The 11,362-nt window shown below is 67.5% G+C and carries 14 protein-coding genes and 1 tRNA gene; 9 read left to right on the top strand and 6 right to left on the bottom strand.

Features of this window, described 5'->3' with window-relative positions:
- From HUU94_RS04635 to dnaN, 4 genes are all read right to left on the bottom strand, one after another.
- A partial coding sequence (locus tag HUU94_RS04635) for an AAA family ATPase (protein WP_174273933.1) occupies nt 1-577 on the bottom strand: 577 nt, incomplete at its 3' end.
- Nucleotides 577-978, bottom strand: coding sequence for a type II toxin-antitoxin system PemK/MazF family toxin (locus tag HUU94_RS04630; RefSeq protein WP_438827103.1), 402 nt, complete (start codon nt 976-978; stop codon nt 577-579). The genes HUU94_RS04635 and HUU94_RS04630, both read right to left, overlap by 1 nt.
- Complete coding sequence (locus HUU94_RS04625) at nt 908-1,129, bottom strand: AbrB/MazE/SpoVT family DNA-binding domain-containing protein (RefSeq protein ID WP_174273932.1); 222 nt, start codon at nt 1,127-1,129, stop codon at nt 908-910. Before HUU94_RS04625 ends, HUU94_RS04630 begins: the two co-directional genes overlap by 71 nt.
- Nucleotides 1,130-1,203: 74 nt before the next feature.
- On the bottom strand, nt 1,204-2,316 hold the full coding sequence (gene dnaN / locus HUU94_RS04620) for a DNA polymerase III subunit beta (RefSeq protein WP_174273931.1): 1,113 nt from the start codon (nt 2,314-2,316) through the stop codon (nt 1,204-1,206).
- A gap of 127 nt (nt 2,317-2,443) precedes the next feature.
- On the opposite strand from dnaN, the gene rlmN reads away from it, so the two are divergent.
- A complete protein-coding gene (gene rlmN, locus HUU94_RS04615) occupies nt 2,444-3,655 on the top strand; it encodes a 23S rRNA (adenine(2503)-C(2))-methyltransferase RlmN (RefSeq protein ID WP_254601951.1) in 1,212 nt (403 codons plus the stop codon).
- Between the two features lie 80 nt (nt 3,656-3,735).
- Here rlmN and HUU94_RS04610 read toward each other — a convergent pair whose 3' ends face one another.
- The gene (locus tag HUU94_RS04610) at nt 3,736-4,386 is read right to left on the bottom strand and encodes an EF-hand domain-containing protein (RefSeq protein WP_174273930.1); all 651 of its coding nucleotides are present in this window, start codon (nt 4,384-4,386) and stop codon (nt 3,736-3,738) included.
- Between the two features lie 173 nt (nt 4,387-4,559).
- Here HUU94_RS04610 and HUU94_RS04605 point away from each other — a divergent pair, with 173 nt between their 5' ends.
- From HUU94_RS04605 to HUU94_RS04570, 8 genes are all read left to right on the top strand, one after another.
- Entirely contained in the window at nt 4,560-5,777 is a 1,218-nt protein-coding gene (locus HUU94_RS04605; RefSeq protein ID WP_174273929.1) for an argininosuccinate synthase, read from the top strand.
- The gene (locus HUU94_RS04600) at nt 5,774-6,049 is read left to right on the top strand and encodes a GNAT family N-acetyltransferase (RefSeq protein WP_174273928.1); all 276 of its coding nucleotides are present in this window, start codon (nt 5,774-5,776) and stop codon (nt 6,047-6,049) included. Before HUU94_RS04605 ends, HUU94_RS04600 begins: the two co-directional genes overlap by 4 nt.
- Before the next feature lie 96 nt (nt 6,050-6,145).
- Nucleotides 6,146-6,793 carry a TetR/AcrR family transcriptional regulator gene (locus HUU94_RS04595; RefSeq protein ID WP_174273927.1) on the top strand — a complete coding sequence of 216 codons (648 nt, stop codon included), beginning with the start codon at nt 6,146-6,148 and terminating at the stop codon, nt 6,791-6,793.
- A gap of 48 nt (nt 6,794-6,841) precedes the next feature.
- The gene (locus tag HUU94_RS04590) at nt 6,842-7,423 is read left to right on the top strand and encodes a 2-oxoacid:acceptor oxidoreductase family protein (RefSeq protein ID WP_174273926.1); all 582 of its coding nucleotides are present in this window, start codon (nt 6,842-6,844) and stop codon (nt 7,421-7,423) included.
- Nucleotides 7,420-7,683, top strand: a complete 264-nt coding sequence (locus tag HUU94_RS04585; RefSeq protein WP_174273925.1) for a 4Fe-4S dicluster domain-containing protein — start codon at nt 7,420-7,422, stop codon at nt 7,681-7,683. Before HUU94_RS04590 ends, HUU94_RS04585 begins: the two co-directional genes overlap by 4 nt.
- On the top strand, nt 7,680-8,771 hold the full coding sequence (locus tag HUU94_RS04580) for a thiamine pyrophosphate-binding protein (RefSeq protein WP_174273924.1): 1,092 nt from the start codon (nt 7,680-7,682) through the stop codon (nt 8,769-8,771). The genes HUU94_RS04585 and HUU94_RS04580 overlap by 4 nt, the downstream gene beginning before the upstream one ends.
- Nucleotides 8,768-9,592, top strand: coding sequence for a thiamine pyrophosphate-dependent enzyme (locus HUU94_RS04575; protein WP_174273923.1), 825 nt, complete (start codon nt 8,768-8,770; stop codon nt 9,590-9,592). The genes HUU94_RS04580 and HUU94_RS04575 overlap by 4 nt, the downstream gene beginning before the upstream one ends.
- A 19-nt stretch (nt 9,593-9,611) precedes the next feature.
- Complete coding sequence (locus HUU94_RS04570) at nt 9,612-11,012, top strand: class I adenylate-forming enzyme family protein (protein WP_174273922.1); 1,401 nt, start codon at nt 9,612-9,614, stop codon at nt 11,010-11,012.
- A gap of 103 nt (nt 11,013-11,115) precedes the next feature.
- Here HUU94_RS04570 and HUU94_RS04565 read toward each other — a convergent pair.
- A tRNA-Glu gene (locus HUU94_RS04565) sits at nt 11,116-11,191 on the bottom strand.
- Nucleotides 11,192-11,362: the final 171 nt, after the last annotated feature.

The following is an 11,362-nucleotide window of genomic DNA, read 5'->3' as shown; positions in this document are numbered from 1 at the left end:
GCGCCTCGGCGATCGCGATGCCATGCTCGGCCATCCCCGCCTCCAGCGCCGCCAGCCATGCCGCATCGGCGCCCTCGGGCTCGGCGAGCAATTTGTTGCGCGCCCGCATCGCCGCTTCATAGCGGTTGGCGTGCCCCGCATGCCCGGGCTCGCGCGCCAGCACCAGCCGGTCGAGGAACCGCCGCCGCGCGCTCGCGCCTTCGGCGAACAGCCGGTCCATCTGCGGCGTCAGCCACAGCACCGCCAGCCACTCGCCCAGCGCGGCGGCACTTGCGGCAGCACCGTTGATCCGCACCACCCGCCGCTCGGGCGCCGCCGCCAGCGTCCCCGTTCCGATCGTGACGCCATCGCCCAGATCGGCGCTGACCGAAAACCCCCCCGGCCCATCGCCCCGCGCCATCTCCCCCAGCACCGCCCCCCGCAGCCCCCGCCCCGGCGCGAGCAGCGACACCGCCTCGAGAATATTGGTCTTGCCCGCGCCATTTTCGCCGGTGAGGATGACGAAGCCGGGACCAGGCGCGACCCGCGCTTCGGCATGGTTGCGGAAATCGGTGAGGGCGAGGCGGGCGAGCGGCATTAGCGCCAACCAAGCGCGTCTCGTATCTCTCGCTTCACTTCGTCCGAAAGGTCGGCGGGCAGTTGGCCGAGCCGCCGCTCGATCGCCGATGCCTCCAGCGCCGCGATCTTCGCCGTCCGGATGAAACAGGGCACCGGCAGGCCGTAGCGTGCGTGGTCGCCACCGATCGCGATATCGCCCGGCCATCGCCCGCGCCGAGCGCTGGTGATCATCAACGACCAGAGCAATGCGCCGTCGGGACCGACCGGCCCGCTGACGATCAGCGCGGGCCGCGCCCGCAGGCGGGTGCGCTCCACGAAGGGAAACGGCACGCGGACGACGTCGCCGATCTCAAAGATTGTCGAACGCCTCGCAGTCGATTTCGTCCGCCCATTCGGTGAACATCGCGAACGGATTTTCAAATGGATCAAGCGAGGCTTTCACCCGCGTCAGCACGACGCGATCGCCCTCGATCTCGTAAGCGACCCTCTCGCCTTCGTGCAGGCCCAAAGCGGCACGCACCGCACGCGGCACCGTCGTCTGCCCCTTGCTGGTGATGCGGCTTTCTATCATCCCGCCAAAGTAAGGCTTTTCCTTACCGGCGCAAGGATTATCATCGGGCGTCGGAAGCGATCTCCGGCTCGGGCTCAAACCCGCATCGGCATCAGCACATAGAGCGCGGGCGCCTTGTCATTCTCGCGGATCAATGTCGGCGCGGCGGCGTCGGCGAGATGGACCTCGACCGTGTCGCCCTCGATCTGACCGAGGATGTCGAGCAGATAGCGCGCGTTGAAGCCGATATCGAACGCCTGCGCGCCATAATCGCCGGGCACCTCCTCGGCGGCGGTGCCGTTCTCGGGACTGGTCACCGAAAGCGTGATCTTGTCCTTGTCGAGGCTCATCTTCACCGCGCGGGTCTTCTCGCTGGCGATGGTGGCGACGCGATCGACGCCATCCTCGAAGCTGCGCGGATCGATCTTGAGCAATTTGTCGTTCGCGGTCGGGATGACGCGATTGTAATCGGGAAAGGTGCCGTCGATCAGCTTGGAGGTGAGGATCGCCGATCCCATTCCGAAGCGGACCTTGGTCGGCGACAGCGACACCTCGACCGAGCCATCGACCTCGTCGAGCAATTTGCGCAGCTCGCCGACGCATTTTCGCGGCACGATCACGTCCGGCATGCCCTCGGCGCCGTCGGGGCGCGGCACGGTGACGCGCGCGAGGCGATGGCCGTCGGTCGCCGCCGCCTTGAGCACCGGCGTCGCATCGTCCGAGACGTGGAGGAAGATGCCGTTGAGATAGTAGCGCGTCTCTTCGGTCGAAATGGCGAAGCGCGTCTTGTCGATGATCTGCTTGAGCGTTTCGGCGGGCAGCTCGAACCGGGTGGGCAGCTCGCCCTCGGCGATCACCGGGAAATCGTCGCGCGGCAGGGTTTGCAGGTTGAACCGCGAGCGCGCCGCCGTGACGAGCATCTTGCCCTCGGCCGCGGTCAACTGGACCTGGCTGCCTTCCTGCAACTTGCGCGCGATATCGAACAGGGTGTGCGCGGGCACGGTGATTGCGCCCGCGGTCTCGACCTGCGCGGAGATCGTCTCGACGAACTGAAGGTCGAGGTCGGTCGCCATCAGCTTCAGCGCGCCGCCGGCGGTCGCTTCCAGCAGCACGTTGGAGAGGATCGGGATCGTGTTGCGCCGCTCGACCACCGATTGGACATGGCTGAGCGCCTTCAGCAGCGTTGCTCGTTCGATCGTCGCTTTCATGTCCTGCCCACGCTCCCGTCCCGGACGAAGGTTATAGCGCGGCCATGGCCCTTCGCCAGAGGCTTGTTTGCGCGGGTGCCACGAGGTTGCTGGAAAAGACGCACCCACCCTTCTAAGTGGCGTCCGAATGAACGCATTGATGCCTTCCCCCGGCCTGATCGATCCGGTGCCCGTGCCGCGCGCCGAGGTGCCGCGCGCCGATGGCCGCGTCGATCTGCTCGGCCTGCCGCGGGAGGCGATGCGCGATCTGCTCGTCGCGGCGGGGCTCGATGCCAGGCAGGCCAAGCTGCGCGCCAAGCAGCTCTGGCACTGGATCTACAATCGCGGCGCCACCGGTTTCGCCGTGATGAGCGACATCTCCAAGACGATGCACCCGTGGCTTGCCGAACGCTTCGTGATCGGCCGGCCCGAGGTCATCGAGGCGCAGGTTTCGCGCGACGGCACGCGCAAATGGCTGCTGCGCTCCGATGCCAATGACGGGCAGGGAGGGCAGGATTATGAGATGGTCTTCATCCCCGACGCCGATCGGGGGACGCTCTGCGTCTCGAGCCAGGTCGGCTGCACGCTGACCTGCAGCTTCTGCCACACCGGTACGATGCGGCTGGTCCGCAACCTTACCGCGGGCGAGATCGTCGGCCAGGTGATGCTCGCGCGCGATGCGCTCGGCGAATGGCCGAGCCAGCCGGAGGGGCGCCTGCTGACCAATATCGTCATGATGGGGATGGGCGAGCCGCTGTACAATTTCGATCAGGTCCGCGACGCCTTGAAGCTCATCATGGACGGCGACGGCCTCGCGCTCTCCAAGCGGCGGATCACGCTCTCCACCTCCGGAGTCGTGCCGATGATGGCGCGCGCGGGGGAGGAGATCGGGGTCAATCTCGCGGTGTCGCTGCATGGCGTCACCAAGCCGGTGCGCGACGAGCTCGTGCCGCTCAACAAGAAGTACGGCATCGAGGCGTTGCTGGAGGCGTGCGCGGCCTATCCGGGCGCCAACAATGCGCGGCGCATCACCTTCGAATATGTCATGCTGAAGGACAAGAACGACAGCGACGAGGATGCGCGCGAGCTCGTCCGCCTGCTTCGCGCCTACAAGCTCCCCGCCAAGGTCAATCTGATCCCGTTCAATCCCTGGCCGGGCAGCGCCTACGAATGTTCGGCGCCGGATCGCATCGCGCGCTTTTCGGACATCATCTTCAAGGCGGGGATCTCGGCGCCCGTCCGCTCGCCGCGCGGGCGCGACATCATGGCGGCGTGCGGCCAGCTCAAGTCCACGTCCGAGAAGAAAAGCCGTGCGGAGCGCGATCGGGAAGCTGCGGCCGCCATGGAAGCCCAGGCCTGACAGGCCGGAGAAACGAGCCTTCCACTCATCCCCCCACCGTCACGAACTTGCCTCGGGTGACGGCGGAGGGAATATGCGGCTTATTGCTGCGGCGGCGGCGGCATGTCGCCACCCGGCCCTCGGGGACCGCCGCGGCCACCGGGGCCGCGCGTCCACATCGCGCGCATCTCGTCGGGCGTGATCGTGCCGTCATGGTTGGCGTCGAGCCTGTCGAACATCGCCAGCACGGCGGTCTGCGCCTCCGCCAGGGTCACCGCGCCGTCATGGTTGGCATCGGCGCGATCGAACCAGCGCGGGCCCACCATCATCATGCCGTGGTCGCGCATCGGGCCCATGCCCGGGCCGCCGCGCGGTGGCGGCGGCCTGTCCGGCCCACCTGCGGGCCTGGGCGGCGGCGCGTCGAATTCGCTCTTCGAAAGCGCGCCGTCGCGATTGGCGTCGAGCTTGGTGAACTCCTGATCGCGGTGCGCCGCCCGCCGGCTATCCATCTCGGCGCGGCGCCTGGCCTCGTCGGCATCGAACTCGGCTTTGGTGACCTTGCCGTCATGGTTGGCATCGAGTTCGGCGAAATGCGCGGCGACCATCGCCTGCACCTCGGCGCGCGTGATCGGCTTCATCGCCTTGCCCGGCCCGTGCAGGCCCGGCGGCGGAGGGGGCGGGGGCGCATCCTGGGCGATCAGCGCGGTGGCGCAGAGGCTGGAAAGCGCGACGCCTGCAAGCAGCAGCTTCATATCATCTCCTGTCGTACGGCGGCAAAGTACCGCATGATCGGCGTAATCGCCGAGTCGTGTTGCGGGCGTAGGTCTCGGACGACACGCATATTGCGGCGCTGACATCTCATCATGGCTGCAAAGCGCGGGCGTTGCCGCTAGGGAGGCGCGGTTCAGCAGGAGTCCGGGACGAGATGAGCGACGTCAAGCGCGTGGTGTTGGCCTATTCGGGGGGGCTCGACACGAGCGTCATCCTCAAATGGCTCAAGGAAACCTACGCCTGCGAGGTCGTCACCTTCACCGCCGATCTCGGCCAGGGCGAGGAGCTGGAGCCCGCGCGCGCCAAGGCCGAGCGGATGGGGGTGAGGCCCGAGCATATCTTCATCGACGATCTGCGCGACGAATTCGTTCGCGATTACGTCATGCCGATGATGCGCGCCAATGCGCTCTACGAAGGGCTTTACTTGCTCGGCACCTCGATCGCGCGGCCGCTGATCGCCAAGCGCCAGATCGAGATCGCGCGGATGGTCGGCGCCGATGCGGTCAGCCATGGCGCCACCGGCAAGGGCAATGACCAGGTCCGCTTCGAGCTCGGCTATTATGCGCTTGCCCCCGATATCCGCGTGATCGCCCCGTGGCGCGAATGGGATCTCACCAGCCGCACCAGGCTGATCGAATATGCCGAGGCGCATCAGATCGCGGTCGCCAAGGACAAGCGCGGCGAAAGCCCCTTTTCCACCGACGCCAACCTGCTCCACACCTCGTCCGAGGGCAAGGTGCTCGAGGATCCGTGGGAGGAGGTACCCGATTACGTCTATTCGCGCACCGACAATCCCGAGGATGCGCCGAACACGCCCCAGATCATCACGGTCGATTTCGAGCGCGGCGACGCGGTGGGGATCGACGGCATCGGCTACGGCCCCGCCGATCTGCTCGCCAAGCTCAACGACCATGGCAAGACGCATGGCATCGGCCGGCTCGATCTGGTCGAGAACCGCTTCGTCGGCATGAAGTCGCGCGGCATGTACGAGACGCCGGGCGGCACCATCTATCATCTCGCGCATCGCGGCATCGAGCAGATCACGCTCGATCGCGGCGCCGCGCACCTCAAGGACGAGCTCGCCCCGCGCTATGCCGAGCTGATCTACAACGGCTTCTGGTTCTCGCCCGAGCGCGAGATGTTGCAGGCGGCGATCGATCACAGCCAGCGGAAGGTCAGCGGCACGGTGCGGCTCAAGCTCTACAAGGGCGGCGTCCACGTCATCGGTCGCAAATCCCCCAACACGCTCTATTCGGAAAAGGTCGTGACCTTCGAGGACGATCAGGGAGCGTACGACCAGCGCGACGCGGCGGGCTTCATCAAATTGAACGCGCTGCGGCTGCGTTTGCTGGGACGGCGTGACAGGTCATGAGCGAGGTCCACGACAATAGCGCACGGAGCCGCTACGAACTGGCGGCGGACGGCCACACCGCGATCGCCGTCTATCGCCGCGAAGGCGATGTCCTCGCCTTCACCCATACCGAAGTGCCTGAGGCGCTGGAGGGCAAGGGCATCGGCACCCGCCTGATCGCGGGCGCGCTCGCCGATGTGCGCGCCAAGGGCCTCACGATCCGCCCGCTCTGCGCATTCGTCGCCGCTTATGTCGATCGGCATCCCGAGACACGCGACCTGCTGGCGGAATGATCGCTCGATAGACAAATGTCCAATCCAGATGCAGGACCATGGCGATAGCGAAGGCCTGCGCCGCCAACGGCGCCGGGCGTCGGGACGGCGGATGTGATGGAGCGGAAATCTATTCTGGTGGCGCGCGATCCGGTGCCTGACGCGCGCCCCTCGAAAAGGGCCGCCTATCGCGAAGCCACACGGCGGAAGATCCTCGCCGCGGCGCGGCCCGTCTTGCTCGGCCGTGGCGTGGAGGCGACCGCGATGGACGATATCGCGGCGGCGGCGTCGGTCTCGCGCGCGACCGTCTATCAGCATTTCGCGGGCATGCAGATGCTGCTCGTGGCGCTCGTGGTCGAGGATTGGGAGGGCCAGGCCCGGCTCTTCGCGCAGCTCGATCCCGGCTCGCCTCCGAACCTCGCCGCGCTTTCAAGCTGGCTGAAACGCGTGACCGAGGGGTTCAAGCGCGCCAAGGGAAGTCTGGCGGTTTACCGGGCGGCGCTCGTCCATGACGATGTCGGAACCGGCCTCCATCGCGGGCATCGCGACCGATTGGCGAGGCTGCTGTGCCACCAGCTCCGCGACGACCCGGCCAATGACGAGGCCCCCGACGTGCGCGTGGAGGCGGCGATGATTGTCGCCGAGATCGAATATCTGGCGACCGCCGGGGCCACCGTGTGGCGGCCGTCGGAAACGGAGATCGCCATTGCCGCGACCGCGCGGCGGATGCTGGCCTTCGCCGCAATGCCAGCCAGGATTGGCTAGACACTCATCTAGTCAAATGGTAGCCGGCCACGATAACGGGAGAGCGTGGTGGAACGCGAGATATTGTTTTCGGGTATCGGCGGGCAGGGTGTGCAGCTTGCTTCGAAGACGCTGGCGACCGCCGCGATGCGCTCGGGCCGCCGCGTCCTGATGTTCGGCACCTATGGCGGGGCGATGCGCGGCGGCGATACCGACGCGACGGTGGTGATCGGCGAGGACAGCCTCTTCACCCCACCGGTGATCGATCATGCCTGGGCGGCGATCGTCATGCATCCCAAGGGTTGGCCGGATGTCGCCGCGAAGCTGCGGCCGGGCGGGCTCCTGCTCGTCAACACGAGCGTGTTCGATGTGCCGCTTCTCGGCTATGACGGCGCCATCGTGCCGCTCGCCGCGACGGGGATGGCGGCCGACGCCGGCATGGGCCAGGCGGGCTCGATGGTCGCGCTCGGCGCGTTCACGGCGGCGACCGGCATCGTCACGCTCGGCGCGCTCCACGCCGTCTGCGAGGAAGTGCTGCCGCCCTATCGCCGGGAATTCGCGGACGCCAACCGGCGGGCGCTGACTCTCGGGTACGAGGCGGTCGCGGCTTATGCCTGCCCGGCCTGGCCGGCACTGGAGCAAGCGGCATGAGCGAAGCGCGCAAAGTCTCCCGCGGCACGCTGGTGATCGATGTCGATCGCTGCAAGGGCTGCGACCTGTGCATCGACGCCTGCAAGCCGGGCGTGCTGACGATGACGACCGACAAGCGCAACGCCATGGGCTATCTGTACCCCGAGCTCGAGCCCGGCTGCACGGCCTGCCACGCCTGCGCGCTGATCTGTCCGGATTTCGTGTTCCAGGTGTGGCGCTACGACGAACCCGTCCCCGTCGGCGAGGAGGAAATGGCATGAGCGTGGAGCTGTTGGAAGGGTCGGATGCGCTGGCGCATGCGATGGTATCGGCCGGATGCCGTTTCTTCGCGGGCTATCCGATGACGCCGTTCACCGAAGTTCTGGAGGGCATGGCGCGGCTGTTGCCGGACGTCGGCGGCGATTGCGTCAATGCGGAGAGCGAGCTGGAGGCGATCGGCATGGCGTGGGGTGCCGCGGCGGCGGGCCTGCGCGCGGCGACGGGCTCGGTCGGCCAGGGGCTGTCGCTGATGCAGGAATCGATCGCGGAGCTTTGCTTTGCGCGCGTGCCGATGGTGGTGCTCAACATGGCGCGCGGCCAGGGCGATTATTATCAGGCGACGCGCGGCGGCGGGCATGGCGATTATCGCACCGTCGTGCTGGCGCCGGCCGGCATCGCGGAGGCGGTGACATTGATCCAGCAAGCCTTTCACATCGCCGATCTCACCCGCAACCCGGTGATGTTCATGGGCGACTATTATCTCGCCCACGTCATCGAGGCGGTGGAGACCGGGCCGGCCGATTTCGGTGCGCTTCCCGCCAATGACTGGATGCTCGATGGCTCGACCAGCGGCACGGGCAACGCGCGGATCCTCTCGTCGATCATGACGACCAAGCGCAACGCGCCGGTGTGGGTCAATTACGGCCAATATCTGGAAACCAGCGGCGCCAAGATCGCGGGGGTGCGCGCCGCCGTGCCGCCGATGTACGAGGCGGGATGGTGCGAGGATGCCGATTACGTCGTCGCGGCCTATGGCACGCCGGCGCGGATCGTGCGCTATGTCGTCGGGCGGATGCGCGAGCGCGGCGTGCGCGTCGGCTTCTTCCGGCCGATCACATTATGGCCCTTCCCGAAGGAGGCGCTGGTCGCCGCCACGCGCAGCGCGCGCGCGATCGGCGTCTACGAACTCAACGCCGGGCAGATGATCGACGACGTGCTTCTGTCGGTACGGGACCGCGAAGCGGAATCGATCGGGGGTCTGAGCTTCGATTCCTCGGGGTTCGGAGTCGCGCCGGAATTGACGCCCGAAAAGGTCGAGGCGCGGATCAGCGCGGCGATGGCGCGGCTTGGGCAGGAGATTGCGGCATGAACATGGTGGTCAAGACCGATACGGCGCCTTCCCGGCCTGCCAGGCTGATCGACGATTTCGCGCCGCCGCTGATGCTGCCCGGCGCGCACAAGCTTTGCGCGGGTTGCGGCGAGCCGGCGGCGATGCGATCGGTCGTCGAGATGATCGACGAGCTCGGCCTCACCGCCCGCACCGTCGGCGTGTTCGGTATCGGCTGCTACACGTCCTTCTCGCCGGGGCTCGATGTCGAGATGCTGCAGGCGCTGCACGGCCGCGCGCCGAGCCTTGCCACGGGGTTCAAGCGCGCCCGGCCCGACAGCATCGTCTTCACGATGCAGGGCGATGGCGACATGGTGAACGAAGGGTTGCAGGAGGTGATCCATACCGCCGCGCGTGGCGAGAACATCACCTGCATCATGCTCAACAATGGCGTGTTCGGCGAAACCGGCGGGCATATGACCGCGACGACGGTGCTCGGCCAGCGCACCAAGAATTCGCTCGAGGGGCGCGATCCCAAGAAGCACGGCTACCCGATCCGGATGACCGAGATGCTGGCGCCGCTGGAAGGGGTCGCCTATCTCGCGCGCGGCGCCACCAACAATGCCGGCAACCTCTTCAAGACGCGCAAGATGATCGCCTCGGCGCTGAAGGCACAGGACGAGAAGCGCGGCTTCTCGATGGTCGAGATATTGACGATGTGCCCGACCGGCTGGTTCATCAAGACCGGCGAGGCGCCCGACTATCTCACCGATCATCTGGGGAGCTATCACAAGTTCGGCGTCATCAAGGATGTCACGATGGAGGCGGGTATCGCCAGGGAAACGGAAACGGTCGCAGTCTGACGGCCGCCGGAGAGGAGCGATGACGGCGAGCCCGCTGCTGGTCGGCGATATCCTGCGCACCGCGGCCTTCCGCGTGCCGCGCGCGGTGGCGGCGTGGCATGGCGACCGCTCGATCACCTTCGCCGACGCCGAGGCCCGCGCCGATGCGCTCGCGCAGGCGATGCTCGCCGCCGACGTCCAGCGCGGCGACCGGGTGGCGTGGATCGCCGAGACGTGCATCGATGCGATGGCCGTTCACTTCGCCTGCGCGTTCGTCGGCGCGATCTTCACGCCGCTCAACCCCAAGGCGACCTCCGAGGAGATCGACCGCCTGCTCGCCCATTGCGAGCCGAAGCTGGTGATGGGCGACGAGGCATCCGGGCGGACGACCATCCAGGCGCTGTCAACGCGAGCGCCGGCCGCGGCCCTGCCGCTGCCGCAGGTGTTCGAGGACGATCCGGTCGTCATGTATTATACCAGCGGAACGACCGGCAGCCCCAAGGGATGCCTGCTTTCGCATCGCACCCAGCGGCTGCGCGCCGGGGCGGGCAGCCCCTACCTTGCGAAACCGACGATCATCATGTTCCCGCAATTCCATATGGCGAACTGGTCGCGCGCGCTCACCTGGTGGGTGCAGGGTTCCGCCGTCGTCTATATCGACAAGGCCGATGCCGAGACGATCATCCGCGCGATCGACCGGCACCGCTCGGACGTGCTGCGCGCGATCCCGGTGGTGTGGCGGCGCATCGTCGAGCATGATCGCGCGGGCTATGATCTCTCCTGCCTGCGCGCCGCCGAGACCGGCACCTCCAAGGTCACGCCCGAGCTCGTCGCGGCGATCCGCGGCGCCTTTCCGGGCATCCCCATCTCGATCGCCTACGGCTCGACCGAAGGCTGGCTGGTCTGCACGATGGGGCCCGAGGATATCGATCGGAAGCCGGGCGCGGTCGGCCTGCCCAGCCCGAGCGTGATCCTCCGCGAGGGCGACGACGGCGAGATCATGGTCAAGAGCCCCTATCTGTTCAGCGGCTATTTCCGGAACGAGGAGGCGACCGCGAACGCCTTCACCGACGGATTCTTCAGGACCGGCGACCTCGCCGAGGTGGATGACGAGGGGTATCGCACGATCGTCGGCCGGGCCGGGGACCTGATCCGGTCGGGCGGCGAATGGATTTCCCCCGCCGAAGTTGAATCGGTGCTCCAGGGCCATCCCGCGCTCGCCGACGCGGCGGTGATCGGCGTGCCCGATCCCGATTGGGGCCAGGTGGTGACCGCGCTGGTCGTGCCGCGCGCCGGCGAGACGATGACGATCGAGGCCCTGCGGCAATATTGCGCGGGATCGCTCGCGCCGCACAAGCACCCGCGCCGGCTCAAAGTGGTCGAGAGCCTCCCGCGCACGCCCGCCACCGGCCAGATCCAGCGCCGCCTTCTGGAGGCCTGAAAGTCTGTCTGGAAACTCGCGGAAGGGCGAGTTTCAGGCGGCGCCGGCCAACGCGCCATAGGCGCGTTCAAAGAAACTCCGACGACGCTTGCGTCCCAGAAGTTGGTGACCCCTACGGGAATCGAACCCGTGTTTCAGCCGTGAAAGGGCCGCGTCCTGGACCGCTAGACGAAGGGGCCGCCTAGAGAGGGGACGCGCTTAGGGGCGTCGGCGGCGCGGGTCAATCGGCCCAGGCGGCATCGTCGACATGAAGCTCGCAGGCGTCGCCTCCGCTCCACGCGTCGCGGCGCGCGCGGCCGGCGATCCACAGCCTGCGGTGCGGCCCCGCGCCGAGCAGCGCCTGGCCGAGC

It is taken from the genome of Sphingomonas bacterium (genome assembly GCF_903644055.1).
Lineage (GTDB): Bacteria > Pseudomonadota > Alphaproteobacteria > Sphingomonadales > Sphingomonadaceae > Sphingomonas_I.
Note: the sequence above shows the minus strand (reverse complement) of the source record. Positions and strands in the feature narration are given on the sequence as shown.